23 protein-coding genes and 1 riboswitch are annotated in these 25,315 nt (G+C 69.2%); of the genes, 11 read left to right on the top strand and 12 right to left on the bottom strand.

The genetic code is table 11. The features are described from left to right. Positions 1-234 precede the first annotated feature (234 nt). The gene (gene nagB / locus OG381_RS30885; RefSeq protein ID WP_327719320.1) at positions 235-1,020 is read left to right on the top strand and encodes a glucosamine-6-phosphate deaminase; all 786 of its coding nucleotides are present in this window, start codon (positions 235-237) and stop codon (positions 1,018-1,020) included. Positions 1,021-1,181: 161 nt separating this feature from the next. On the opposite strand, the gene OG381_RS30880 is transcribed toward nagB, so the two are convergent. From OG381_RS30880 to OG381_RS30865, 4 genes are all read right to left on the bottom strand, one after another. Continuing rightward, positions 1,182-2,666 (bottom strand): glycoside hydrolase family 3 protein, encoded by a 1,485-nt coding sequence (locus tag OG381_RS30880; RefSeq protein WP_327719319.1) that lies wholly within the window; start codon positions 2,664-2,666, stop codon positions 1,182-1,184. Between the two features lie 9 nt (positions 2,667-2,675). Then, positions 2,676-3,542 (bottom strand): carbohydrate ABC transporter permease, encoded by an 867-nt coding sequence (locus OG381_RS30875; protein WP_327719318.1) that lies wholly within the window; start codon positions 3,540-3,542, stop codon positions 2,676-2,678. Positions 3,543-3,547: 5 nt separating this feature from the next. After that, positions 3,548-4,537, bottom strand: a complete 990-nt coding sequence (locus tag OG381_RS30870; protein WP_327719317.1) for a carbohydrate ABC transporter permease — start codon at positions 4,535-4,537, stop codon at positions 3,548-3,550. A gap of 77 nt (positions 4,538-4,614) precedes the next feature. Beyond that, the gene (locus OG381_RS30865) at positions 4,615-5,898 is read right to left on the bottom strand and encodes an extracellular solute-binding protein (protein ID WP_327719316.1); all 1,284 of its coding nucleotides are present in this window, start codon (positions 5,896-5,898) and stop codon (positions 4,615-4,617) included. A gap of 321 nt (positions 5,899-6,219) precedes the next feature. Here OG381_RS30865 and OG381_RS30860 point away from each other — a divergent pair, with 321 nt between their 5' ends. From OG381_RS30860 to OG381_RS30820, 9 genes are all read left to right on the top strand, one after another. Further along, a complete protein-coding gene (locus OG381_RS30860) occupies positions 6,220-6,984 on the top strand; it encodes a GntR family transcriptional regulator (protein ID WP_307026037.1) in 765 nt (254 codons plus the stop codon). Between the two features lie 88 nt (positions 6,985-7,072). Next, complete coding sequence (locus tag OG381_RS30855; protein WP_327719315.1) at positions 7,073-9,211, top strand: carbon starvation CstA family protein; 2,139 nt, start codon at positions 7,073-7,075, stop codon at positions 9,209-9,211. Continuing rightward, a complete protein-coding gene (locus OG381_RS30850; RefSeq protein ID WP_327719314.1) occupies positions 9,183-9,383 on the top strand; it encodes a YbdD/YjiX family protein in 201 nt (66 codons plus the stop codon). Before OG381_RS30855 ends, OG381_RS30850 begins: the two co-directional genes overlap by 29 nt. Positions 9,384-9,507: 124 nt before the next feature. Next, positions 9,508-9,765 (top strand): DUF3311 domain-containing protein, encoded by a 258-nt coding sequence (locus tag OG381_RS30845; RefSeq protein ID WP_266822188.1) that lies wholly within the window; start codon positions 9,508-9,510, stop codon positions 9,763-9,765. Continuing rightward, the gene (gene mctP / locus OG381_RS30840; RefSeq protein WP_327719313.1) at positions 9,762-11,372 is read left to right on the top strand and encodes a monocarboxylate uptake permease MctP; all 1,611 of its coding nucleotides are present in this window, start codon (positions 9,762-9,764) and stop codon (positions 11,370-11,372) included. The genes OG381_RS30845 and mctP overlap by 4 nt, the downstream gene beginning before the upstream one ends. Before the next feature lie 71 nt (positions 11,373-11,443). Further along, on the top strand, positions 11,444-11,947 hold the full coding sequence (locus tag OG381_RS30835; RefSeq protein ID WP_327719312.1) for a GNAT family N-acetyltransferase: 504 nt from the start codon (positions 11,444-11,446) through the stop codon (positions 11,945-11,947). A gap of 52 nt (positions 11,948-11,999) precedes the next feature. Then, a riboswitch (cobalamin riboswitch) is annotated at positions 12,000-12,128 on the top strand. Between the two features lie 126 nt (positions 12,129-12,254). Then, entirely contained in the window at positions 12,255-14,624 is a 2,370-nt protein-coding gene (locus OG381_RS30830) for a ribonucleoside-diphosphate reductase subunit alpha (protein ID WP_327719311.1), read from the top strand. Further along, positions 14,624-15,634 (top strand): ribonucleotide-diphosphate reductase subunit beta, encoded by a 1,011-nt coding sequence (locus OG381_RS30825; RefSeq protein WP_327719310.1) that lies wholly within the window; start codon positions 14,624-14,626, stop codon positions 15,632-15,634. Before OG381_RS30830 ends, OG381_RS30825 begins: the two co-directional genes overlap by 1 nt. 60 nt (positions 15,635-15,694) lie before the next feature. Continuing rightward, entirely contained in the window at positions 15,695-16,120 is a 426-nt protein-coding gene (locus OG381_RS30820; RefSeq protein ID WP_327719309.1) for a hypothetical protein, read from the top strand. Here OG381_RS30820 and OG381_RS30815 read toward each other — a convergent pair. Then, on the bottom strand, positions 16,113-16,889 hold the full coding sequence (locus OG381_RS30815; protein WP_327719308.1) for a hypothetical protein: 777 nt from the start codon (positions 16,887-16,889) through the stop codon (positions 16,113-16,115). The genes OG381_RS30820 and OG381_RS30815 overlap by 8 nt on opposite strands. A 27-nt stretch (positions 16,890-16,916) precedes the next feature. Further along, positions 16,917-17,090: a hypothetical protein gene (locus OG381_RS30810; protein ID WP_307026056.1), complete on the bottom strand. Its 174-nt coding sequence runs from the start codon at positions 17,088-17,090 to the stop codon at positions 16,917-16,919. A gap of 92 nt (positions 17,091-17,182) precedes the next feature. Between OG381_RS30810 and OG381_RS30805 the strand changes: the two genes are divergently transcribed. After that, on the top strand, positions 17,183-18,148 hold the full coding sequence (locus OG381_RS30805) for a helix-turn-helix domain-containing protein (protein WP_327719307.1): 966 nt from the start codon (positions 17,183-17,185) through the stop codon (positions 18,146-18,148). A gap of 4 nt (positions 18,149-18,152) precedes the next feature. On the opposite strand, the gene OG381_RS30800 is transcribed toward OG381_RS30805, so the two are convergent. The 6 genes from OG381_RS30800 to OG381_RS30775 all read right to left on the bottom strand — a co-directional run bounded on the left by OG381_RS30800 (position 18,153) and on the right by OG381_RS30775 (position 25,305). Beyond that, positions 18,153-19,529, bottom strand: a complete 1,377-nt coding sequence (locus tag OG381_RS30800) for a bifunctional albaflavenone monooxygenase/terpene synthase (RefSeq protein WP_327719306.1) — start codon at positions 19,527-19,529, stop codon at positions 18,153-18,155. After that, entirely contained in the window at positions 19,526-20,611 is a 1,086-nt protein-coding gene (cyc1, locus tag OG381_RS30795; protein WP_327719305.1) for an epi-isozizaene synthase, read from the bottom strand. Before cyc1 ends, OG381_RS30800 begins: the two co-directional genes overlap by 4 nt. Positions 20,612-20,901: 290 nt before the next feature. Next, positions 20,902-21,552, bottom strand: coding sequence for a peptide deformylase (def, locus tag OG381_RS30790; protein ID WP_327719304.1), 651 nt, complete (start codon positions 21,550-21,552; stop codon positions 20,902-20,904). 148 nt (positions 21,553-21,700) lie between these two features. Then, positions 21,701-22,681, bottom strand: coding sequence for a tetratricopeptide repeat protein (locus tag OG381_RS30785; RefSeq protein WP_046260485.1), 981 nt, complete (start codon positions 22,679-22,681; stop codon positions 21,701-21,703). Between the two features lie 105 nt (positions 22,682-22,786). After that, entirely contained in the window at positions 22,787-24,019 is a 1,233-nt protein-coding gene (locus OG381_RS30780) for an HD-GYP domain-containing protein (protein ID WP_327719303.1), read from the bottom strand. Beyond that, entirely contained in the window at positions 24,016-25,305 is a 1,290-nt protein-coding gene (locus OG381_RS30775) for an HD-GYP domain-containing protein (protein ID WP_327719302.1), read from the bottom strand. Before OG381_RS30775 ends, OG381_RS30780 begins: the two co-directional genes overlap by 4 nt. Between the last annotated feature and the right edge of the window lie 10 nt (positions 25,306-25,315).

The raw sequence follows: 25,315 nt of genomic DNA, 5'->3' as shown, positions 1-25,315 counted from the left end.
TCCTCCCGGGTGGGGCCGTGCGTCCGGTTCTCGAGTGGCCAGCGGCAGGTGGCCTCTCCCATTCCACTCCCCCGGGTGCCAGGACGCCTGTGCGGGGTGCGGATCCGTCCGTGCCGGCATCTCGTCCACACCTGTTCGCGGCCGTCTCGTACGGGCCGTTTCACCTGGGCAGGGAAAGCCGGTTCTGTTAAATTGGTCTAAACCACACAGCCCTTTCAGAACGGCAGGCCCAGCGTGGAAGTTGTCATCGTTCCGGACGCCAAGTCGGGCGGCGAGCTCATCGCCGAGGCCATGGCGCAGCTCCTGCGGCGCAAGCCCGACGCGCTGCTCGGCGTGGCCACCGGCTCGACACCGCTGCCGATCTATCACGCGCTCACCGCGAAGGTGCGGGCCGGTGCGGTGGACGCCTCTCGGGCGCGGATCGCCCAGCTCGACGAGTACGTGGGGCTTCCTGCCGAGCATCCGGAGTCGTACCGGTCGGTGCTGCGGCGCGAGGTGCTGGAGCCGCTGGGCATCGGGATGTCCTCCTTCATCGGGCCGGACGGTACGGCGGAGGACGTTCAGGGGGCGTGCGAGGCGTATGACGCGGCGCTGGCGAACGCCGGGGGTGTGGATCTGCAGTTGCTCGGGATCGGGACCGACGGGCACATCGGGTTCAACGAGCCGTGTTCCTCCCTGGCCTCGCGGACCCGGATCAAGACGTTGACCGAGCAGACCCGGGTGGACAACGCGCGGTTCTTCGACGGGGACATCTCGCAGGTGCCGCATCACGTGATCACTCAGGGGATCGGGACGATCCTGGAGGCTCGGCATCTGGTGCTGCTCGCCACGGGTGAGGGGAAAGCGGATGCCGTGGCGGCGACGGTGGAGGGGCCGGTTGCCGCGGTGTGTCCGGCGTCGGCGTTGCAGTTGCATCCGCATGCGACGGTTGTGGTCGATGAGGGTGCCGCGTCCAAGTTGAAGTTGGCGGACTACTTCCGGCACACGTATGTCAACAAGCCGGAGTGGCAGGGGATTTAGCGGGGTCTCGTCTGCCAGGTTCGGTTTGCTGCCGGGTGCGGGTCCGATGTGGCTGGTCGCGCCCACGCGGCGGAGCCGCAATCCATACAGCCCCGCGCCCCTGAAAGCCAAGACAGGCGCCGGTTCCTTTTCAGGAACCGGCGCCTGTCTTGTCGTTGCGGCTACTCGCCCGCGATGACTTCCGCCGCCGCTCTGCCGCAAACCCTCGCCGCGCCGTGTGTCGCGATGTGCAGGGCGCCGCGGGCGGGGGCCTGGGGGACGCCCATTTCGACCACGATCGTGTCCGGGCGGCTGCGGAGGACGCTGTCCAGGGCCGCCGTCATCCAGGGGTGGCGGTGTTCGTCGCGGACGACGGCGACGATGCGGCGCCGGCCCGCTGCCGCCAGTGCGGCCATGCCGGCGCCCTCGCCCGCGAAGCTGCCCGTCTCCGTGCCGGGCAGCAGGCGGCTGAGTTCCGCGGCCACGCCCCAGGGGGTCTCGTCGCCCACCGCGAAGTTGGCGACCGGGGTGAAGGCGGCGACATAGGGCGGCTCGGTGAGGGGCGTGGGCCTCGCTCCGGTCAGGGTGAGGGCTCGGCGGGCCGCGCGGAGGCCAACCTCCGGGTCCGGGTCGGTCGCCGGGTCGGCCGCCGATGCCGCCGCCGTCCAGCGAGCCAGGGAGCGGACGCGTTCCGCCGCGTCCGCCAGGCGTTCCTCGGGGAGTTCGCCCGAGCGGACCGCCGACACCAGCGCGTCGCGCAGCCGTCGTACCGTCTCGTCGTCCGCCAGGCCGCCGCCCACGCAGATCGCGTCCGCGCCGGCGGCGACGGCGAGCACGCTGCCGCGTTCGATGCCGTAGGTGTCCGCGATGGCCCGCATCTCCATGCCGTCGGTGACGATCAGGCCGTCGTAGCCGAGTTCGCCGCGGAGGAGGTCCGTCAGCACCTTGCGGGACAGCGTCGCCGGGTGCTCGGGGTCCAGGGCCGGGACCAGGATGTGGGCGCTCATCACCGCCCGGGAGCCGGCCGCGATCGCGGCGCGGAACGGGGAGAGTTCACGGGACATCAGCACCTGGAGGTCCACGTCGATGCGCGGCAGGGCGTGGTGGGAGTCGATCGCCGTGTCGCCGTGGCCCGGGAAGTGCTTGGTGCAGGCGGCGACCCCGGCCGACTGAAGGCCCGTGACATAGGCCGCCGTGTGCCGGGCGACCAGGTCCGCGGAGGCGCCGAAGGAGCGGACGCCGATCACCGGGTTGTCCGGGTTCGAGTTCACGTCGGCCGACGGGGCCCAGTTGAGGTTGACCCCGCAGGCGGCGAGGCGGCGGCCGAGTTCGGAGGCCACCTCGCGCGTCAGGTCCACGTCGTCGACCGCGCCGAGCGCGTGGTTGCCGGGGAAGGAGGAGCCCGTCCGCACCTCCAGGCGTGTGACGTCACCGCCCTCCTCGTCGATGGCGACCAGGACGTCGTCGCGTTCGGCGCGCAACTGGGCGGTGAGCGCGGCCAGTTGGTCCGGGGAGTCGATGTTGCGGCCGAACAGGCCCACCGAGGCGAGCCCCTCCCCCAGGCGGCGCAGCAGCCAGTCGGGGGCGGATGTGCCGGTGAAACCGGGCTGGAGGACGGTCAGGGCGTCGCGGGTGAGCGTGTCCGTACCGCTGGCGAAAGTCGTCATCGGGTGGCGTTATCCCTTCACCGCGCCGGCGGTCAGGCCCGCGGCCATCTTGCGCTGGACGAGGAGGAACAGGACGACGATCGGCACGGCCATCAGGGTGGATCCGGCCATCATCGGGGCGTATTCGGTGCCGTGCTTGGTGGTGAAGTTGCCCAGCCAGACGGTCGCCGTCTGGTTCTCCTGGCTGAGCAGCATGAGGGCGTAGAGGTACTCGTTCCAGGCCTGGATGAAGCCGTAGACCGAGGTGGCGACCATGCCGGGGGCGAGGAGCGGGAAGACCACGCGCAGGAACGCGGTCGTGCGGGAGCAGCCGTCGACCATCGCCGCCTCCTCCAGCTCCTTCGGGATATTGACGATGAAGCCGCGCAGCGTCCACACCGTGAAGGGGAGGATGAAGGTCAGATAGGTGAGGACCAGGCCGGACAGCCGGTCGTACTGGCCGAGGTCGTTGAGCAGCAGGAAGACCGGGATGATCATCGCGACCAGCGGGACCATCTGGACCGCCAGGATGCCGACGATCACGATCTTGCGGCCGCGGAAGGCGAACCGGGAGATGGCGAGCGCGGCCAGCAGGCCGATGACGATGCCGATCGCCACCACCGAGAGGGACACGACGAGGCTGCGGCCGACCGGGCCCCAGAAGTCGGCGATGTTCAGCGCCCGGTCGAAGTTGGAGAACGTGATGCCGGTGGGCAGCAGGCTCGGGTCCGGGTCGATGGCGTCCTTGGCCGGCTTGAAGGCCGTGTTGAGCATCCAGTAGACGGGGAAGCCGGCGGTGACGAAGACGAGGAGACCGAGGAGGTTCCAGCCGGCCTTGGACTTCCGGCGTCCCGAACGGCCCTTCGAGCCGCGCCCCGGCGTGGTGGTCGCGCTCATGCTGGTCATTCGACGTCTCCGATCTTCAGCATCTGACGCATGTAGACCGCGACCACGCCGAGCAGGAGCAGCACGGTGAGCAGGGCGATCGCCGAGCCCTGGGCGTAGTCGTTGACCACGAAGGCACGGTCGTAGGAGTAGGTGGTGAGGAGCTGGAACTCGGCCTCCGGATGTCCGTTGCGCATCACGAAGACCTGCGGGAAGACGCCCATGTCCCAGATGACCGAGAGGGTCGTGAGCATCACGATGATCGGCTTGAGGATGGGGAGGGTGACGAACCTAAAGACGCCCCAGGCGCCCGCGCCGTCGAGGCGGGCCGCCTCCTCCAGTTCGGCCGGGACCTGGGTGAGCCCGGCGCTGAGGGTGATCACGACGAAGGGGACGGCTCCCCAGACCACCAGCAGCATGATCACGGCCAGGCCCTGCGGTCCGCTCGCGAACCAGTTGTGGCCGACCATCTCGACCCCGGGCACCTTGCTGAGCAGCGCGTTGAGGATGCCGTAGTCCGCGTCGAAGAGCCATTTGAAGACGGTGGTGGCGACGATGATCGGCATGCCCCAGCTGGCCACGAGGGCGATGTTGACGAGGGTCTTCACCCAGCCGGAGACCCGCTGGAGCAGCAGCGCGATCAGCATGCCGGCGACCATCGTGAAGATGACGCAGCCGGCCGCGAAGACGACCGTGCGCACGACGACCGCCCAGAACTCGCCGTCGCCCAGCACCTTGCCGAAGTTGTCGAACCCGACCGACTCGGCCGGCTTGAAGCCCCACAGCTGGGACTGGCCGAACTCCTGGAAGGACAGGGTGACCAGGCGGACCAGCGGATAGCCGAGGACGAGCGCCAGGATCAGCAGACAGGGGGCGAGCAGCAGCCAGGGGGTGCCGGCTCCGCCGGTACTGCGCTTTCCGGCCGGCTTCTTCCGCACGGCCGGTGCTGGTGGTGGTGACTGCCGCGCCGGCGGCACTTTGGCAGTGGTCGTGTCTGCGGCACTCATCCGCGCGCTCCTCAGCGGTCCTTCGAGGTCGAACGAGAAGCAGGGCCCCGTCACGCTCAACGGGGCCCCGCCGGTGGTCACTTGGTGTTGATGACCTTGTCGATCTTGGCGTCCGCTTCCTTCGCGGCGTCCTCGACCGACTTCTTGCCGGTGCCGATGGACTGCAGCATGGTCTGCAGGACCTGGGCCTTCTCGACCTGGCCCCAGCCGGGCGCCATCGGGACGAACCAGTTGGACTCGGCCGCGGTGGCCGGGACCGCCGTGGCCGGGTCGTTCTTCAGGGTGGCGAGGTCGGTCTTGTTGTTGGGCAGGTTGCCCTTGGCCATCAGGCCCTTCTGGCCGGAGGTGCCCGTGAAGGCGTTGATCCACTCGGCGGCGACGGCCTGCGCGTCGGACTTCACCGGTACGGCGAGGTCGGAGCCGCCCAGGAAGACGGGGAGGTTCTTGCCGGACGGGCCGGGCATCACGAAGTTCTCGACGTTGCCCTCGAGCTTGCCGGTCTTGTCGTTCTCCTTGGCCGCGGCGGTGGCGCCCTCCCAGGCGGGAGCGAAGATCATGCCGGACTTGCCCTGGCCGTAGACGATGTAGCGGTCGGACTCGTCCTTGGTCTTGTCGCCGTGCATGTACGTGTCGACGACGTTCTGGAACGCCTTCAGGCCCTTGACGGACTCGGGCGAGGAGAGGTTGGCCTTCCACTGGCCGCCGGACTCGACCGCGATGGAGCCGCCGGCGTCGTAGACGAAGGACATGGCCGCGTACCAGTCACGGGTGGGCTGGTACCAGGCGTTGAACTTGTCGCCCTCCTTCTTCTGGACCTTGTCCAGGGCGGCGGTGAGCTCGTCGTACGTCTTCGGCGTGGACTTGACGCCGACCGAGGCGAAGAGGTCCTTGCGCCAGTTGGCGACGCGGCCACCGGCGTAGTACGGGACGCCGTAGGTCTTGCCGTCGTAGGTCACCGAGGCCTTGAGGCCGTCCAGCCAGGCGTCCGAGCTGTCGAACTTCGCCGGGTCGACGGGCGCGAAGGCACCCTTGACCATGTAGCTCAGCATCTCGGTGTTGCCCATCTCGACCACGTCGGGGGCCTTGTCGGTGGCGAGGACCGCGTCGAGCTTGGCGTTCTTGTCCGGCCAGCCGTAGTACTCGTGCTTGATCTTGATGCCCGGGTGCTTCTTCACGATGGCCGCGTCGGCGGCCTTCACCAGCTCGGGCCAGTTGTTCTGCGCGTCCACGGTGAGCCAGACGGTCAGTTCCTTGGCGTCGGCGCCGCTGTTGTCCGAGCTGCCGCTGTCACTGTCCCCACATGCCGCGATGGAGACCATCATGCCCGCGATACCGATCGCGGCTATCAGCTTGCGCTTCACGCCACCCTCCTCAGGGATGCCACAAACCCCCCTGCCTCCCCGCACGAGCGTTGGGCCGGGACCTGGACCAATGGTGTAGACCAGTACCGGGAGCTTGGACCAGACCAGGAAGCCTGTCAAGGGTGTCCGAATAGGCTCTGACCAGCCGTTATCCGACCTACATATGCAAGAACCTTTAAGTAAGAAGCCAGCGAAATCAGCACCGCCGGAGTACTGTCTTCCACTAGACCACCTGGGGCTATGGACTAGACCAAAAGAGGCGGCGACGGTATACAGAAGGGATCACGATGTGACCCGCATCCGGAGCCGGGAAGGCAGAGCATGACTACCGACGTCAGCAGTGCGGAGAACGAGGGCGGGGCCGGCGTCCGTACCGCGCGCGTGCCCAAGTACTACCGCCTGAAGAAGCACCTGCTCGACATGACGGAGACCCAGTCGCCCGGTACGCCGGTCCCGCCCGAGCGCACCCTGGCCGCGGAGTTCGACACCTCTCGCACGACCGTCCGCCAGGCCCTCCAGGAGCTCGTCGTCGAGGGCCGCCTCGAACGCATCCAGGGCAAGGGCACCTTCGTCGCCAAGCCGAAGGTCTCCCAGGCGCTCCAACTCACCTCGTACACCGAGGACATGCGCGCCCAGGGCCTCGAACCCACCTCGCAGCTCCTGGACATCGGCTACATCACCGCCGACGACCGCCTCGCCGAGCTCCTCGACATCACGGCCGGCGGCCGGGTGCTGCGCATCGAGCGCCTCCGTATGGCGAACGGCGAGCCGATGGCCATCGAGACCACCCACCTCAGCGCCAAGCGCTTCCCGGCACTGCGGCGCAGTCTCGCGAAGTACACGTCCCTCTACACCGCGCTCGCCGAGGTCTACGACGTCCATCTCGCCGAGGCCGAGGAGACCATCGAGACCTCGCTGGCCACTCCCCGCGAGGCCGGCCTGCTCGGCACCGACGTGGGCCTGCCGATGCTGATGCTGTCCCGCCACTCCCTGGACCGGGACGGCCAGCCGGTGGAGTGGGTCCGGTCGGTGTACCGCGGGGACCGGTACAAGTTCGTGGCGAGGCTCAAGAGGCCTGTCGACTAGCGGGCTTTCAATACCGCACGCGGTGTAGCGCTACGGCACATCCTGCTCTACGGTCCTCCCGTCTCCGTATGGACGGGAGGACCGCGCTGTGCGTACCGCGAACGTCCGAACCATCGCCATCTGGACCGTCGTCGCGCTGATCGCCGCCACCGGCTGGGCCGTGCTCGCACTCTCCCGCGGTGAGGACGTCTCCGCCGCCTGGATGGTCGCGGCCGCCCTCGGCTCGTACGCGATCGGCTACCGCTTCTACGCGAAGTTCATCGCGTACAAGGTCCTCAAGGTCGACAGGACCCGGGCCACCCCGGCCGAACGCCTCGACAACGGCATCGACTTCCACCCCACCGACCGGCGCGTCCTCCTCGGTCACCACTTCGCGGCGATCGCCGGCGCCGGACCGCTCGTCGGTCCCGTGCTGGCCGCGCAGATGGGCTATCTGCCCGGCACGATCTGGATCATCGTGGGCGTCATCTTCGCGGGCGCCGTCCAGGACATGGTGGTGCTGTTCTTCTCGACCCGGCGCGACGGCCGCTCGCTCGGCCAGATGGCCCGCGAGGAGATCGGCCCGTTCGGCGGCGCGGCCGCCCTCATCGCCGCCTTCGCCATCATGATCATCCTGCTCGGCGTGCTGGCCCTGGTCATCGTCAACGCCCTCGCCCAGTCGCCCTGGGGCACCTTCTCCATCGCGATGACCATCCCGATCGCCCTGCTCATGGGCTTCTATCTGCGGGTCCTGCGCCCCGGCCGGATCGCCGAGGTCTCGCTCATCGGCGTGGCGCTGCTGCTGTTCGCCCTGGTCGCGGGGCGCTGGGTCGCGGAGTCCTCGTGGGCCGGCACCTTCACCCTCGCGCCCTCGACACTGGTCGTCTGGCTGGTGGCGTACGGCTTCATCGCCTCGATCCTGCCGGTGTGGATGCTGCTCGCACCGCGCGACTACCTCTCCACCTTCATGAAGATCGGCACGATCTTCCTGCTCGCGCTCGGTGTCGTCGTCTCCCTGCCGACCCTGAAGATGGACGCGGTCACCGACTTCGCCTCGCAGGGCAACGGCCCCGTGTTCGCCGGGTCGTTGTTCCCCTTCGTCTTCATCACCATCGCCTGCGGCGCCCTGTCCGGCTTCCACTCCCTCATCTCCTCCGGCACCACGCCGAAGATGATCCAGAAGGAGACGCAGGTCCGGATGATCGGCTACGGCTCCATGCTGATGGAGTCGTCGGTCGCCGTGATGGCGCTGGTCGCGGCCAGCATCATCGACCCGGGCCTGTACTTCGCGATGAACGCGCCCTCGGGAGCGATCGGCACCACCGTGCAGGAGGCCTCACGGGTGGTGACCGGGTGGGGCTACGCGATCTCCCCCGACGCTCTGGCCCGGGCGGCCGAGCGGGTCGAGGAGTCGTCGCTGCTGTCCCGGACCGGCGGGGCACCCACCCTGGCCATCGGGGTCTCGGAGATCTTCTCCAAGGTCACCGGAGGGAGCCTGCGGGCCTTCTGGTATCACTTCGCGATCATGTTCGAGGCGCTGTTCATCCTGACCGCACTCGACGCCGGGACGCGCGTGGGCCGGTTCATGCTCCAGGACATGCTGGGCAACGTCATCAAGCCCTTCAAGAACATCAGTTGGAAGCCCGGCCTCGTCATCACCAGCGCGATCGTGTGCGGTCTGTGGGGGTACTTCCTCTGGGTGGGCGTCCACGAACCGCTCGGCGGGATCAACCAGCTGTTCCCGATCTTCGGCATCTCCAACCAGCTGCTCGCCGCCGTCGCCCTGGCCGTCTGCACCACGCTGCTCGTGAAGTCCGGACGTCTCAAGTGGGCCTGGATCACCGGGATCCCGCTCGCCTGGGACGCCACGGTCACGCTGACCGCGAGCTGGCAGAAGGTGTTCTCCGACGACCCCAAGGTCGGCTTCTTCAAGCAGCGGCAGATCTTCCAGGACGCCATCGACCGGGGTGAGGTGCTGCCGCCCGCCAAGACCATGGACGACATGCGCACCGTGGTCACCAACTCCACGGTGGACGGCGTACTGACGGCCGTCCTCGCGCTGCTGATCGTGGTGGTGATCGCCGACGCGCTGCGGGTCTGCGTCCGGCACGTACGCCGTCCCGCGCTCTCCACGCTCAGCGAGTCGCCGTACGTCGAGTCGCAACTCGTCGCCCCGGCCGGGCTGTTCCCGACCCAGGAGGAGAAGGAGGAGGCACGCCATGAGGTCGGCACTGCGGCGCGCACTTAGGGGTGTGCGCTGGTATGTGCGCGAGCTGACCGACGAGTCGGCGTACGACCGCTATGTCGCGCACGTCCGCCGGGACCACCCGCAGGCGGCCGTGCCGACCCGGCGGGCGTTCGAGCGGATGCGGACGGACCGGCAGGAGGCGGACCCCCGGCAGGGATTCCGCTGCTGCTGACACCTATTGCGGACCTTCACCGAATCGACATACCGATATGCGGACGAGGTCTTCCACTCCTGTCACACCGTGACCTAGATTGCCTGCGCGTTACACGGTGATCAGTGAGGATCGGAGCCGCCGTATGTCAACAGATTCGCCCGAGGCCAGACCACCGGTGGTGACACCGGTGCGGGTCGTCATCGCCCTGTGCCTCCTGGCACCGTTCGTCGCCATGCTGTGGGTCGGCTCGTACGCCAAGGTGGACCCCACGTTCATCGGCATCCCGTTCTTCTACTGGTACCAGATGCTGTGGGTGCTCATCTCGACCGCGCTGACGATGGTCGCGTACAAGCTGTGGCAGCGTGACCAGCGCGCCCGCCGGGAAGGTGCCTCCAAGTGAACGACGGCGTGAACGGCGTGGCACTCGCCGTCTTCATCATCTTCTTCCTGGCCGTCACGGTCATGGGCTTCCTGGCCTCGCGCTGGCGCAAGGCCGAGAACGAACACACGCTGGACGAATGGGGCCTGGGCGGCCGGTCGTTCGGCACCTGGATCACCTGGTTCCTGCTCGGCGGCGACCTCTACACGGCGTACACCTTCGTCGCCGTACCGGCGGCGATCTACGCGGCGGGCGCGGCCGGCTTCTTCGCGGTGCCCTACACGATCCTCGTCTACCCGCTGATCTTCACCTTCCTGCCCCGGCTCTGGTCGGTCTCCCACAAGCACGGCTATGTGACGACGTCCGACTTCGTGCGCGGCCGGTGGGGTTCCAAGGGCCTGTCGCTGGCGGTGGCCGTCACGGGCATCCTGGCGACGATGCCCTACATCGCCCTCCAACTCGTCGGCATCCAGGCGGTGCTGGACGTGATGGGCGTCGGCGGCGGGGAGGACACCAACTGGTTCGTCAAGGACCTCCCGCTGCTCATCGCCTTCGGTGTGCTGGCGGCGTACACCTACTCCTCGGGACTGCGCGCCCCCGCGATGATCGCGTTCGTGAAGGACACGCTGATCTACATCGTCATCGCGGTGGCGATCATCTACATCCCGATCAAGCTGGGCGGGTTCGACGAGATCTTCGGCGCGGCGAACGACAAGTACACCGCCGCCAAGGCGGGCGGCCTGGTCCCGATCGAGGCGGGCCAATGGACGTACGCCACGCTGGCGTTGGGCTCCGCGCTCGCGCTGTTCATGTACCCGCACTCGATCACCGCGACGCTCTCCTCCAAGAGCCGTGAGGTGATCCGCCGCAACACCACGATCCTGCCCCTGTACTCGCTGATGCTGGGCCTGCTCGCCCTGCTGGGCTTCATGGCCATCGCGGCCGGTGTCGACGTCACCAACCCGCAGTTGGCGATCCCGCAGCTCTTCGAGGACATGTTCCCGAGCTGGTTCGCGGGCGTGGCCTTCGCGGCGATCGGCATCGGCGCGCTGGTGCCGGCGGCGATCATGTCCATCGCGGCAGCGAACCTCTTCACCCGCAACATCTACAAGGACTTCATCAAGCCGGACGCGACGCCGCAGCAGGAGACGAAGATCTCCAAGCTGGTCTCGCTGCTGGTGAAGGTGGGCGCCCTGATCTTCGTCCTCACCATGGACAAGACGGTCGCCATCAACTTCCAGCTCCTGGGCGGCATCTGGATCCTCCAGACCTTCCCGGCGCTGGTCGGCGGCCTGTTCACCCGCTGGTTCCACCGCTGGGCGCTGCTCGCGGGCTGGGCGGTCGGCATGATCTACGGCACGGTCGCCGCGTACGGCGTGGCCTCCCCGACGCAGAAGCACTTCGGCGGCTCGTCGAAGGAGATCCCGGGCATCGGCGAGATCGGCTACATCGGTCTGACGGCGTTCGTGCTCAACGTGGCGGTCACAGTGGTCCTCACGTTCGTCCTGAGGGCCGCGAAGGCCCCCGAGGGCATCGACGAGACGCGCCCCGAGGACTACACGGCGGACGCGGGCGACCCGGGCGTACAGGTGGAACTGCCGCCGGCGACCGCGGGTTCCGCTCACTAGGGTCACGTTGACCGACGGGCCGCCGGAATATCCGGCGGCCCGTCGGCGTGCGGTCGGGCACACTCGCCCTCATGGACATCGAGATCCGGGCAGCGGACCCCACCGAATACGACGCGATCGGCGAGATCACGGCCCAGGCCTACCTCCTGGACGGCCTCCTCGCCTTCGGCGAGAGCGACTGGTACCTGGGCGAGTTGAGAGACGTCGCCAAACGAGCCGCGGCGGCAGAGGTACTCGTGGCCCTCCTCGGCGGCGAGCCGATAGGCACCGTCACCTACGTCCCCGCCGGCGGCCCCATGGCGGAGCTCTCCCGCCCCGGGGAGGCCGAGATCCGCATGCTGGCCGTGTCCCGGGCGGCGCGCGGCAGAGGAGCCGGCGAAGCCCTCGTCCGTGCCTGCGTCGACCGGGCGAAAGCCGCCGACGGCTGCACCGGCATGGTCCTGTCGACGCAGCCGGTCATGCACGCCGCGCACCGCGTCTACGAACGCCTCGGCTTCACCCGCGCCCCCGCCCGCGACTGGAACCCGATCGAGGGCGTCGACTTCACGCTCCTCACCTATGAGTTGACTCTCTGAAGTCGCTGCGACACAACATCTAGGGGTGCCAACTGAACCCGGCACAAGATGTATGCTCATGCTCGCTGTCGCCGCAGGGGAATCCGGTGCGAATCCGGAACTGTCCCGCAACGGTGTACTCATGTGTGCATAAGCGCATATGAGAGTCAGTCCGAGGACCTGTCGACAGTGTGCCCAGGCCGCCGTGGCCCGGGTGCCAAGACGTCCGGGCCTCGTGGAGTGGGCCGGTGGACGCGACGCCCCGTGCGCTCGTGTGCTGCCCCCTGCCCTCCGCAAGGCCCCGTGCCGAGCGAGGGAGAGCCCCCACGTGACCATCGCGCCAGTCGACCCGGCTTCAGTGACGCAGGCGGAGACCGACGGTCCCGGAACAGCGCTGCTGCGGATCCTGACCGAGCTGACCGCCGACCTCCCCGACGCCGACCCCGGGCGGGTCGCCGCCGCCGCGCTGCGCGGCCGGTCCGCCCGGGCCGACGAGTCGGAGCTGCGCGAGCTGGCGACCGAGGCGGCCGCGGGGCTGATCTCCGAGGACCCCGCCTACTCCCGGCTCGCCGCCCGGCTGCTGACGATCAGCATCGCCGCCGAGGCCGCCTCGCAGGGCGTCACGACCTTCACCGAGTCGGTCGCGGTCGGCCACCGTGAGGGCCTGATCGCGGACCGCACGGCGGAGTTCGTCCGGGTGCACGCCGCGAGGCTCGACGCCCTGATCGACGTGCACGCCGACGACCGCTTCGGCTACTTCGGCCTGCGCACCCTGCACAGCCGTTACCTCCTGCGGCACCCGATCACGCGCCAGGTCATCGAGACCCCCCAGCACTTCATGCTCCGGGTGGCGTCCGGCCTCGCCGAGGACGACACGGCCCGGGCCATGGACGAGGTCGCCGCGCTCTACCGGCTCATGAGCCGCCTCGACTACCTCCCCTCCTCCCCCACGCTCTTCAACTCCGGCACCCGGCACCCCCAGATGTCGTCCTGCTACCTCCTCGACTCCCCGCTGGACGAGCTGGACTCCATCTACGACCGCTACCACCAGGTCGCCCGTCTCTCGAAGCACGCCGGCGGCATCGGACTGTCGTACTCCCGCATCCGCAGCCGCGGTTCGCTGATCCGCGGCACCAACGGGCACTCCAACGGCATCGTCCCGTTCCTGAAGACGCTCGACGCCTCGGTCGCCGCCGTGAACCAGGGCGGCCGGCGCAAGGGTGCGGCCGCGGTCTACCTGGAGACCTGGCACTCCGACATCGAGGAGTTCCTGGAGCTGCGGGACAACACCGGTGAGGACGCCCGGCGTACGCACAACCTGAACCTCGCGCACTGGATCCCGGACGAGTTCATGCGCCGGGTGAACGCCGACGGCCAGTGGTCCCTGTTCTCCCCCGCCGACGTGCCCGAGCTGGTGGACCTGTGGGGCGCCGAGTTCGACGCGGCGTACCGCGAGGCGGAGGCGAAGGGCCTCGCCAAGAAGACCATCCCGGCCCGTGACCTGTACGGCCGCATGATGCGCACCCTCGCGCAGACCGGCAACGGCTGGATGACCTTCAAGGACGCCGCCAACCGCACCGCCAACCAGACGGCCGAGGCGGGCAGCGTCGTCCACTCGTCCAACCTGTGCACCGAGATCCTGGAGGTGACCGACGACGGGGAGACGGCGGTCTGCAACCTCGGGTCCGTCAACCTCGGCGCGTTCGTGGTCGGCGACGACATCGACTGGGAGCGGCTGGACGAGACCGTCCGCACCGCCGTGACCTTCCTCGACCGGGTCGTCGACATCAACTTCTACCCGACCGAGCAGGCGGGCCGCTCCAACGCCCGCTGGCGCCCGGTGGGCCTGGGCGCGATGGGCCTCCAGGACGTCTTCTTCAAGCTGCGGCTGCCCTTCGACTCCCCGCAGGCCAGGGCGCTCTCCACCCGGATCGCCGAGCGCATCATGCTCGCCGCGTACGAGGCCTCCGCCGACCTGGCCGAGCGCAACGGCCCGCTGCCGGCGTGGGAGCGGACCCGTACCGCGAAGGGTGTCCTGCACCCCGACCACTACGACGTGGAGCTCACCTGGCCGGAGCGCTGGGCGGCACTGCGGGAACGCATCGCGGCGGTCGGCATGCGCAACTCGCTCCTGCTGGCGATCGCCCCCACGGCCACCATCGCGTCCATCGCGGGCGTGTACGAGTGCATCGAGCCGCAGGTCTCGAACCTCTTCAAGCGCGAGACGCTGTCCGGTGAGTTCCTCCAGGTCAACTCCTACCTGGTGGCCGAGTTGAAGAAGCTCGGCGTCTGGGACGCGCAGACCCGTGAGGCGCTGCGCGAGGCCAACGGCTCGGTGCAGGGCTTCACCTGGGTGCCGCAGGACGTCCGCGACCTGTACCGCACGGCGTGGGAGATCCCGCAGCGCGGCCTGATCGACATGGCGGCGGACCGGACCCCGTTCCTCGACCAGTCGCAGTCCCTGAACCTGTTCCTGGAGACGCCGACCATCGGCAAGCTCTCCTCGATGTACGCGTACGCCTGGAAGCAGGGCCTGAAGACGACGTACTACCTGCGTTCGCGCCCGGCGACGAGGATCGCCCGCGCGGCCCAGGCGCAGGCCCAGCCCGAGAACACCCTCCCCGTCCAGCAGGTGACCTCCGAAGAGGCCCTCGCCTGCTCCCTGGAAAACCCCGAGTCCTGCGAGGCCTGCCAGTAATGCCCAGCAATCAGAACCTGCTCGACCCCGGCTTCGAGCTGACTCTGCGCCCCATGCGCTACCCGGACTTCTACGAGCGCTACCGGGACGCCATCAAGAACACCTGGACCGTCGAGGAGGTCGACCTCCACTCGGACGTCGCCGACCTGGCGAAGCTGTCCGAGGGCGAACAGCACATGATCGGCCGCCTGGTGGCCTTCTTCGCGACGGGCGACTCGATCGTCGCGAACAACCTGGTCCTGACCCTCTACAAGCACATCAACTCCCCGGAGGCGCGCCTGTATCTGTCGCGCCAGCTCTTCGAGGAGGCCGTGCACGTCCAGTTCTATCTGACCCTTCTGGACACCTACCTGCCCGACCCGGAGGACCGTGCGGCCGCCTTCGACGCGGTGGAGAACATCCCCTCCATCCGCGAGAAGGCCGAGTTCTGCTTCAAGTGGATGGACTCGGTCGAGAAGCTGGACCGCCTGGAGACCAAGGCCGACCGCCGCCGCTTCCTGCTCAACCTGATCTGCTTCGCCGCGTGCATCGAGGGCCTGTTCTTCTACGGCGCCTTCGCCTACGTCTACTGGTTCCGCAGCCGGGGCCTGCTGCACGGCCTCGCCACCGGCACCAACTGGGTGTTCCGGGACGAGACCATGCACATGTCCTTCGCGTTCGAGGTCGTCGACACCGTCCGCAAGGAGGAGCCGGAGCTCTTCGACGACCAGCTCAGGGACCAGGTCGTCGACATGCTGAAGGAGGCCGTGGAGGCCGAGCTCCAGTTCGGGCGCGACCTGTGCGGTGACGGGCTGCCGGGCATGAACACCGAGTCGATGCGCCAGTACCTCGAGTGCGTCGCCGACCAGCGCCTCACCCGCCTCGGCTTCGCCCCGGTCTACGGCTCCGAGAACCCCTTCTCCTTCATGGAGCTCCAGGGCGTCCAGGAGCTGACCAACTTCTTCGAGCGGCGGCCGTCCGCGTACCAGGTCGCCGTGGAGGGCACGGTCGACCTGGACGAGGACTTCTGACCGAGGATCGTGGATCCCTCCTCGCCGCTGTTACGTCACAACGGTGAGGAGGGATTCTTCATGCGCCGTATCGCGACTCTCGCCGTCACAGCCCTGCTGCTGGCCGGGTGCGGAACCCAGACCGGCGACGACCGGGGTGACAGCGGTGACTCCGTGTCACCGTCGCCCTCGGGCTGTACGTCCGCACCCGAACTCCACGCCGCCGACAGTGGCCGCACGGTCTGCCTGGCGGTGGGCGGCACGGTCCGGGTCGCCCTGGACGGGGCGAAGGACCGGCCGTGGACACCGGTCACCACCGAGGGCAGCGGATTGAAAGCCACCAACAGCGGCGTCGTGCTGCTGCCGGGCGACGCGAACGCCGCGTTCGAGGCGGTGTCGGCGGGCCGCACCGAACTCAGCTCCTCGCGCCCGCTGTGCGCCACCGAGACCGGCAAGGTCGCCTGCAAGGGCCTTCAGGACTGGTCGGTCACCGTGGTGATCACTTGAGCGTGACCGCGTCCCCCACCGACACGACCCGTGCGGTCGTCGTCGTGCCGGGGAAGTACCAGCGCCAGCTGCCGGCCGAGGTGACGGTGACCTTGGTGCTCAGCTTTCCGGCGTCGCCCGTCTTCACGGTCCTGACCGTGCTGTAGTGGGCGGCGCCGGCGGGGCGGTACTGGAGCTTGACCTCCTGGCCGGTGAAGCCGTGGTACTTGAGGTCCTCCCAGTTGGCCCGGGAGAGCTTGCCGTTGATGGTGAGCTTGGCGCCCTTGGCGACCGGCTCGGGGGTGGCGTCGGTCGTGAGCTTGGAGGCGCGCTTGACCTTGTACTGGGCGATGTCGTCCGAGATCCAGTAGTCGCCGTCGTTCGCCTTGACGGTGGCGTCGACCCGCCAGACGCCGGCGACCTTGTTGCTGTCGATGTCGTCACTGTCGGCGATCCAGCCCGGGTCGATCGTGACCGTACCCGTGCACACCGACGTCGTCGAACTCTTCTTCACGCAGGACGAGTCGCCGTCCCAGGTCGCGAAGCCGTAGCCGTTGGTCTTGTTGAACGTGAAGAGATCCGTGATCTTCTTGACGCCCGAGTCGTCCTTGATGGTGATCGCTACGGGGTACTTGACGGTCTTCGCCGTGCCGACGATGACGTTGCCGCCGTCGTTGACGACCGTCTTCGTGACCCGGATGTCGCCCTTCCCCTCGGCGTGCGCCCCCGTGGCCGTGAGCAGTACGAGCGCTACCGTCCCGCCTGCCACGGCCCATGTTCTGTGTCTCATGATCCTCCCCTGTTGGTGCAGGAGAGGTTAGACGGTGCGAGCCAGCCGACGGGAGGTGCCCCTGTGCTGCTGGGCTGCCTTGATCTGGCGGTCCATGCGGCGGTCGCGGACGATGCCGATCACGGCGGGGGTGACCAGCAGGACCAGGATTCCGAGAACGATGAGCATTCCGATCAGTCCCTCTGTCTGTGCGGTAGTCATGACACCACTGTCGCGCTGGACACTCCTTACCAACAGTGGCAGGACTGCCGTACAACCTCGATTTACTGCCACTTCCGAGGCATACTGACACCATGCTGAAAAACGTGGCGGCCGTACTGCTCGACGGCGTGCACCCCTTCGAACTCGGGGTGATCTGCGAGGTGTTCGGCATCGACCGCAGCGACGAGGGGCTGCCGACGTACGACTTCGCGGTCGCCTCGGCGGAGGGTCCGTCGCTGACCACGCATGTCGGCGGCCTCACCGTGGGCACGCCGTACGGCCTCGAGCGGCTGGAGGAGGCCGACCTGATCGCGGTCCCCGCGGGGGCGGGCTATGTCGTGCGCGACTATCCGCCCGAGCTGCTCGACGCGCTCAGGAGGGCCGTCGACCGGGGCGCCCGGGTGCTCAGCGTCTGCTCCGGCGTCTTCGTGCTCGGCGCCGCCGGACTCCTCGACGGGCGGCGCTGCAGTGTGCACTGGCGGCAGGCGGACGAGCTCGCCGTGCGCAACCCGCGGGCGGTCATCGAGCCCGATGTGCTGTACGTCGACGAGGACCCGGTGATCACCTCCGCCGGCACCGCCGCCGGTATCGACGCCTGTCTGCACATCGTGCGCAAGGAACAGGGACCCGAGGTCGCGAACAAGATCGCCCGGCGCATGGTCGTCCCCCCGCACCGGGACGGCGGACAGGCGCAGTACATCGAGCGGCCGCTGCCGAAGAACTCGTGCGACACCGTCGGCGAGGTGCTGGTGTGGATGGAGCACCACCTCGACGAGGACGTCACCGTCGAGCAGCTCGCCGACCGCGCCCACATGTCCCCGCGCACCTTCGCCCGTCGCTTCCAGCAGGAGACGGGCACGACCCCCTACCGCTGGATCCTGCGCCAGCGGGTGCTGCTGGCCCAGCACTTGCTGGAGGCGACCGACGAAACGGTGGACGCGGTCGCGGGCCGAACCGGGTTCGGCACCGCGGCCGCACTGCGCCACCAGTTCGTCCGGGCGCTGGGGACCACCCCGAACGCCTACCGAAGGGCGTTCAGGGGGCCGGAAGCGGCCTGAGCGGTCACCTCGCCACGGGCCTCAGCAACAGCTTGTGCGGGCGCAGCGTGATGCCCACCCGCGTCCCGTCGTCGGAACCCGACACCTGCTCGAAGCGGTACTTCGTCGCCACCGCCGCCGTGATCAGCGACAGCTGCGCCATCGAGAAGTGGTCGCTGGGGCACTTGCGGTTGCCCACGCTGAACGGGCTCATGGCGTATTTCGGTACGTCCTTGGCCCGCTCGGGAAGCCAGCGGTCGGGGTCGAACTCCAGGTTGTCCTTGTACGACTTCGCATCGCGCTGGATCGCGTACGGGCTGTAGACGATGTCGGCTCCGGCCGGAATGCGATACCCGCCGAGTTCCGTGTCGGCGACCGCCCGGCGCGTCAATATCCACACGGCGGGGCGCAAACGCATGGCCTCGACGACGACATTGTTCGTGTGGGTCAGCGCCCGGACATCCTCGAATGCGACAGGACGGCCGCCCGTTACGGATTGCACCTCCTCGCACACCCTGTCCGCGTGTTCCGGGTGTTCCGCGAGCACTTGGAGCAGCCACATGATCGTGGAGGCCACTGTTTCGCTGCCCGGGGTGAGGATGGCGACCACCTGGTCGTGGATCTCCTGTTCCCCGATGGGGTCGCCATTGTCGTCCTTCGCCTCCAGCAATGCCGTCAGCAAATCGTCCGGCTTTTGACCAGATGTGCGGCGCTCGGCGACGATCTCGTCGACCACCAGATGCAAATCGGCCAGGGCCGCGTTGAATTTGCGGTTGGGCGGCAGGGGGAGGTTGTACAGCGGTCCGAGCGGGACGACCATCCGCCGGTACATGCCCCGGAAGACGGTGGCGAGCGCGACGCACAGCCGCTCGGCCCGCTCGTCCATGAAGTCGCCGCGCAGCAGACAGCGGGCCGCGATGCGCACGGCCACCCGGAAGGACTCGGAGGTGCAGTCGATGGTCTCCCCGGGCTGCCAGCGCGTCGTCAGCGCGTGCGCCTCCTCCTCCATGATCGGCCCGTATCCGGGTATCGCGTCGAGCCGGAAGGCGGGCTGGATGGTGCGCCGCTGCCGCCGATGCCGCGGACCGTTGGCGGTGGCCACGCCCTCCTTGCCGAGCAGGCCCTCCAGGGCCTGCCACAGCGGCCCGTCGATGACGTAGTCGGGGTCGAGTGCCATGGCCCCGGTGAGGGCCGGCGTGGTGACGGCGTACACCGTCTTGGGTCCGAGCTTGAGGCGTACGACCTCGCCGTGGTCACGCAGCTGGGACATGAAGGCCAGCGGATCCCGCAGCAGTTTCAGCCCGTGCCCGAGGACCGGGACGGCCCCTCCCGCGAGGACCGGTTCACGCGGCCCGGGCCCCGGTGTGGCCGGGGATTCGGGCTTCACAGACTCGACGGTCATTGCTCACCTGCCGCTTCGTTGTTGACGTACGGGGGTGTGGACCGGTCGTCCCAGCTGTCGACCATGTAGCGGCCGGACTCGTGGTGGAACCAGTAGACGGTGCTGAACCAGTTGCGCATATTGCCGACGCAGGCCCGCACGGTGGCGCTCAGGTCTTTTCCGCGCAGGGTTCCGTCGTCGAGCGACGCGGCGAACCGCAGGGCTGCTTTCTCGGCGACAAGGAATTCACCGACACATTCCTCGACCCGTCGCCGGACTTCCTTTATGGCCTCTTCGAGCGTCAGCCCCTCGTGTTTGATGAGGCTGATCCCGAGATTGTGGACCTCGTCGCCCGCTATTTCCTTCGGCAGCGAACAGAGGTCGTTGTACCAGGCGGCGAATTCCTGGCTCAGAAGTGCCGCCCGCCGATATGCCGGGTGTTTCCTCACCCGGTCCGGGAGTTCCCGGCCCGCGCTCGGCTCCAGCAGATCGGTCCAGATCCAGTGCGCGAAAGTGAGGCGCCGGAGCGCGAGGTATTCCTCGACGGTCGGCACGACACCTTCCGTGCGGTTGCGGAATTCCCGGTCGTACGCCTCGATCACCGAGTGGAAGTGCCGGGCGAACCGTGCGTTCCAGGTGCCGGGCAGAAACGCGTACAGCCGCACCATGGTGTCGGCGAACGCGGCGACCAGGGGATCCTCGTGGTGCAGGTGCTCCCCGGGGGAGTCGAGTGCCGCGTGCAGCCGGTGCTTGAGCCGCCGCCAGGCCCCGCGCCGGCGGTGGACGATGTCGCGGTCGTGCCGGTCGTCCCAGACGAAGAACCAGGCGCTGTAGTCCGCTATCGCCTGGAGGACCTCGTCGGGGGCGCCCAGGTAGTAGCCGGCCATGAGGTCCGTGTAGCAAAGGCCGTCGGCATATTCCTCCACCTTGTCCGCCGGCATGAGCCGCTTTTCCAGCAGCCAGGTGCGTGTCTTCTCCTGGAGCTGGGGCCAATACGAGTGGAGTTGCCGGGGAAACGCCGCCTCGATCATCGGGAGAGAGAGCGACGGCGGGACCGCGATCGCTGCCGGTGTCGCTGTGGTGCCGTGTGAGAAAGCATGCACGAACTAACCCCTCTCAGCCGCCAGTTACGCGCGCCCCTCCCGCAGTGCCGGGCGTGCGCCGTTGCGTATCCCCGCACTTCCCATTCAGCACCACAACTGACCGATCTGGGAACGCATTTGCACCATTCACTACCCCACCGTGCCGAGAATCTCCCCTTGTGTGACTGGATCTGGATCACTAAGGGAGCACATCCGATCGAACGTGCGACGGACAGACGAACGGCGCCTGGTCAGCGAGGGGAACCTGAACAGACGCCGTGCGCAAGGGACTTGGGTGATCCCGAGAGGTCTCAGTCGTTGGCGACCACGGGGTAGCGGGGCTCGTTCTCGGCCATCTGCCGCAGCGCGTCCTTGCGTTCCCGCTTGGAGAGCCGGTCGATGTAGAGGTATCCGTAAAGGTGATCGGTCTCGTGCTGCAAACACCGAGCGAAGTACCCGGTGCCGCGGACCTTGATCGGGTTGCCCTTCTCGTCCTGCCCGGTCAGCTCCGCGTAGTCGGGGCGGGCGAGCGGCGCGTACGCGGTCGGCACGGACAGGCAGCCCTCGTTGCTGTCGTCCAGGACGCGGCGGTCGGCGGGCAGGTCGACGAGCTTGGGGTTGCAGACCACGCCGACGTGCCGCTTGCCCTCGTCGTCCATGCAGTCGTACACGAAGACCTTCAGGTCGACGCCGATCTGGTTGGCGGCCAGGCCCACGCCCTCGGCGGTGCGCTGCGAGGCGAACATGTCCGCCACCAGCTGGTCCAGCTCCGCGCCGAACTCGGTGACGTCCCTGCACTCCTTGTGCAGCACGGGGTTCCCGACCACGGTGATGGGCCGCGAGGTCCCACGCTCCCGCCAGGCGTTCTCCCGCTCCTCGGTCTCCTCGGTGTCGATGACGAAGCCCTCGTCGTCCACGGGGAGCACGCCCGCGTGCTGCTGATCGGTGTCCTGCTGCGCCATGACCGACGTATGCCTTCCTCAAACAAGAACGGGGGTTTGATGCTGATACAGGGTAAGGGGAGCTTGCTTTCAGGGGCGCGGGGCTGTGCCCGAGACGGCTCCGCCGCGGGGGCGCGACCAGCCACGACGGGCCCGCGCCCGAAATCCGTCAGCACACCTCTTCGAGATCACGCCAGTCCCGCGAATCAGGGCTGTCGGCGACCCACCCGTCCAGCAGCCCCCGCACCAGCGCGGCCGGCGCAGCCACCCCGCACTCCCGCTCCGGCACCCACAACTGGCCGTCCGTGCGATGCCCCAGCGGCCCCGGATGTCCCGGCTCGCTGTGGTCGTGCGGATCGAGATGCTCCCCGTCGCCCTCGTCGGACGGCATCTGCGACTCGGAACACATCCGGCACAGCAGCCGCACGGACGACGACCAGTCCTCCGCGGCGAACCCCGCGTCGGAGGCCAGCTGCTCCAGGGCGTCCCGGTCGGCCTCCGTCGCAGCCTCCAGCAGCACCACCCACGTCGGCACCGGCGACGGCGCCCACAGCTCGATCTCGTCGAACACGGGGTACGAGTGCCCGGCAGCGGTGGTCCGCTCGCCGTGCGGCACCCCGTCGTGGAGCACGACCTCACCCCAGCGCCGCCCGGACGACGGCAGCGGGATCGACAGCACCTCGATGCGGGCCGGATCCAGCCGCCGGCCCCACACCACCTCGGCCTCCCCCTCCGGGGACAGCCGCACGGCGGCGCTGCCGAGGTCCATGCCGACCGGCTCCCCGGGATCCGCGGCCCCGCCCGGCACCCGCAGCCCGTAGGCCTGCCAGGCCCGCCGGGCCAGCGGCCAGTCCTGGAGCGCGGTGGCCGCGATCCCGACGTTCCACCAGTCGGGTGCGCCCGTCTCCCGGTCGAGCAGCGCGACGGCCCTGAGTCCCGCGGCCCGCGCCTGCTCCCAGTCGTGCCGGAACTTGTGCAGCAGGGCGAGGTTGAACCAGGACTCGGACAGCCAGGGCTCCAGATCGGCGGCGCGCGTCAGCAGCGCGCCCGCGTCCTCGTACCGACCGTCGCCGATCAGCGTGAACGCGCGGTCTGTGGCCTGCCGCCAGGAGGCGGAGGGCCGGTGCCGTCCCTTGCCGAAGATCCTCACGATTCCCGCCTGCCAGTTCCGTTCAGTGGGCTGGCCATCGCCCCCGGACACCCTCTTCTTCGCATCCAACCATGCGCGGCTGGAAGGGCGCTCATTACCCATGGGTTACCCAGCCGAGGGCAGGGTAAGACAGTCCCTGGCCAGCACCCGGGCCAGCGCCTCCACGACCTCGGGCGCGTAGTCCCCCGCCGTGGCGAGCCGCAGCTCCTCCAGAGCGGTGAGAGGCCCGCCCGGCCCGGCGTCCCGCGCCTTCTCCTCGTAGGCGTTCACCGCCCGCACGATCCGCGCGGCGACCGGCTGCTGCCGGAAGGGATCGGCCTGCCGCTCCACGACCAGGGCGACCGTGCCGTCCACCCCCGTCTGCCGCACGACGGCCCCGCCGAGCAGGGCGATCCGCCGCTGCTCCTCGGCGGGCAGCCCCGCGGTGGCCCCCGCCGGGACCGGATCGATCAGGCTCAGCTGTCCGATGTCGTGCATGAGGGCGGCGTACTCCAGGACGGTGAGATCGGGTCCGGTCAGCCCCAGGTCCCGCCCCACGGCCTTGCTGAGCTCGGCGACGCGGCGGGCGTGCCCCGCGGGGGTGTACCCGGCGATCTCGGTGGCCCTGGCGAGGGAGGCGATGGTCTGCCGGTAGGTGGTCCGTACGGCGGCGTACCGCCGGAAGGCCAGCTGGGTGAGGAGGAGGGGCACGGAGAACACGGGCAGCGCCCACAGTCCGGCGACGGCGACCGCGAGGGCCATCACCGCGCCGGTCGCGCAGACGGCGGACCCGATGCCGAGCAGGGCCCGCAGCTCGTGCCTCAGCAGCGGGGCGAAGGGCCAGCGGGTGCGGGAGTGCGCGAGTGCGGCGGCGAGCACGGCGTCGCAGAGCGCGGTGAGGGCGAGGAGCGCGATCAGGACGAGGGCGTACGCCGGTCCGCCCCAGTCGTCGAGGACGCCCCGGTTGTAGAGGGGCTGGAAGCAGACGGCGCAGAACGCGGTGCTGAGCAGGCGTCGCGAGAGATGGTCGACCATCGGACCCTGCCCGCGCGCGATGTGCGGCACGCTGCCGAGGAGCGCGGCGGCGAGCACGACGGCGACGACCTGGAGGACCCCGTGCGTGGTGGGCCGCCCGGCGTCCGGCCCGAGCAGCGCGTACGCCAGCGCCCCGGCGGCCCCGAGCGGCGCGGCCTCCCGGACCCGGGCACCGGTCCACCGCGCGAGCTCCCCGACGGTGATCAGCACCCCGAAGGCCAGCGCGACCCCGCGCTCCTCGAGCCCCGTCCAGAGAATGACCCCGAGCGACACGAGCGCGAGCACCCCGGCCGCACCGTGCACCAGCAGCCGGGGCCACCTCATCGGTGCGCTCCGGGGCGGCTGGAGACCGGGCGTCGGGGCCTCGGTGGGCGTTCCTCGTCCGCGGTCACCGCGGGGTGCCAGCCGTGTCTGCTCAGTGCCCGCACCAGCGCCGTGACCATCCGCGGGTCGAACTGCGACCCCGCGCACCGCTCCAGCTCCTCCAGCGCGGTGGCGACAGGCCGAGCGCGGCGATAGGACCGCGTGGACGTCATGGCGTCGAAGGCGTCGGCGACCGCCACCACCCGCGCGGACTCGGGGATCTGGCCCCCCACCAGCCCGTACGGATACCCGCTCCCGTCCAGCCGCTCGTGGTGATGCAGGACCGCAGCCCGCGCCTCCCCCAGAAACGAGATCCCCCGCACCATCTCGTGCCCGTACTCGGGATGCAGTTCGATGACGCGCCGCTCCTGCGGGGTCAGCGGCCCGTCCTTGCGCAGCAGCCGTGTCGGCACGCCCAGCTTGCCGACGTCGTGGAGGATCCCGGCGAACCGGAGCACCTCGACGCGGCCCTCGTCCATGCCGAGTTCACGGGCGATCATCATCGAGGCCTGGCCGACGCGCTCGCTGTGTCCGCGGGTGTACTCGTCCTTGATGTCGACGGCCTGCACGAGCGCGCGGATGGTGGCCTGATGGGCGGCCTGTTCCCGGTGGTACTGGGCGAACGCCCACCAGGACACGCACATCGGCAGCAGCACGAGCAGCGCGGCGACAGGTCCGTACGGGCTGCGCCACAGCACGGCCATCATCAGCCCGGCGAGCCCGTGCACGGCGATCGGTGCGAGGGAACGCAGGAACAGACCGCGCCAGGCCAGTCGTACCGGCACCCGCTCGGCGAGCGCCAGGATGCCCCCGTCCAGAACGGTCAGCGCCAGACAGAAGGTGATGACGGCAGCCCCGGCCGGGACGAGCACGTAGGGAAAGTCGGGGGCCACGACGGCGTCCCTGCCGCCCAGCGTCCAGTGCACCCGGGACGCCGCCCAGACGGCGACGGCGAGTTGGGCGGCCCGCCAGATCCGGCGGATCGAGCGCGGCCGCTGCACGACCGGGGAGAGCAGCGCCCCCGGCAGCGCGACGAGCGCGGCGGCGGGGGGCGGCAGCAGAAAGGCCCCGGCGAGCAGCACGGGATAGAAAGTGCCGGACAACCGCTCGCCCCCGGCGTAGAGGGCGGCGAGCAGGGCGACCGCCCACCAGGGGGCGGTCACCGCGGGCAGCGCGTGCACGCAGTACAGGGCGCTGAGGGCGACACCGACCACGTACACGCGTGCCCGTGCCGCTGTCCCCTCCATGACGCCCCTT

It is taken from the genome of Streptomyces sp. NBC_00490 (assembly GCF_036013645.1).
GTDB lineage: Bacteria > Actinomycetota > Actinomycetes > Streptomycetales > Streptomycetaceae > Streptomyces > Streptomyces canus_F.
This window is presented reverse-complemented; position numbering and strand designations above follow the sequence as displayed.

Coding starts and splice junctions, on each gene's coding strand:
- OG381_RS30880 (WP_327719319.1), bottom strand. CDS start 2,666: ATGACGACTTTCGCCAGCGGTACGGACACGCTCACCCGCGACGCCCTG.
- OG381_RS30875 (WP_327719318.1), bottom strand. CDS start 3,542: ATGAGCGCGACCACCACGCCGGGGCGCGGCTCGAAGGGCCGTTCGGGA.
- OG381_RS30870 (WP_327719317.1), bottom strand. CDS start 4,537: ATGAGTGCCGCAGACACGACCACTGCCAAAGTGCCGCCGGCGCGGCAG.
- OG381_RS30860 (WP_307026037.1), top strand. CDS start 6,220: ATGACTACCGACGTCAGCAGTGCGGAGAACGAGGGCGGGGCCGGCGTC.
- OG381_RS30850 (WP_327719314.1), top strand. CDS start 9,183: ATGAGGTCGGCACTGCGGCGCGCACTTAGGGGTGTGCGCTGGTATGTG.
- OG381_RS30845 (WP_266822188.1), top strand. CDS start 9,508: ATGTCAACAGATTCGCCCGAGGCCAGACCACCGGTGGTGACACCGGTG.
- OG381_RS30835 (WP_327719312.1), top strand. CDS start 11,444: ATGGACATCGAGATCCGGGCAGCGGACCCCACCGAATACGACGCGATC.
- OG381_RS30825 (WP_327719310.1), top strand. CDS start 14,624: ATGCCCAGCAATCAGAACCTGCTCGACCCCGGCTTCGAGCTGACTCTG.
- OG381_RS30820 (WP_327719309.1), top strand. CDS start 15,695: ATGCGCCGTATCGCGACTCTCGCCGTCACAGCCCTGCTGCTGGCCGGG.
- OG381_RS30815 (WP_327719308.1), bottom strand. CDS start 16,889: ATGAGACACAGAACATGGGCCGTGGCAGGCGGGACGGTAGCGCTCGTA.
- OG381_RS30810 (WP_307026056.1), bottom strand. CDS start 17,090: ATGACTACCGCACAGACAGAGGGACTGATCGGAATGCTCATCGTTCTC.
- OG381_RS30805 (WP_327719307.1), top strand. CDS start 17,183: ATGCTGAAAAACGTGGCGGCCGTACTGCTCGACGGCGTGCACCCCTTC.
- OG381_RS30800 (WP_327719306.1), bottom strand. CDS start 19,529: ATGACCGTCGAGTCTGTGAAGCCCGAATCCCCGGCCACACCGGGGCCC.
- def (WP_327719304.1), bottom strand. CDS start 21,552: ATGGCGCAGCAGGACACCGATCAGCAGCACGCGGGCGTGCTCCCCGTG.
- OG381_RS30780 (WP_327719303.1), bottom strand. CDS start 24,019: ATGAGGTGGCCCCGGCTGCTGGTGCACGGTGCGGCCGGGGTGCTCGCG.
- OG381_RS30775 (WP_327719302.1), bottom strand. CDS start 25,305: ATGGAGGGGACAGCGGCACGGGCACGCGTGTACGTGGTCGGTGTCGCC.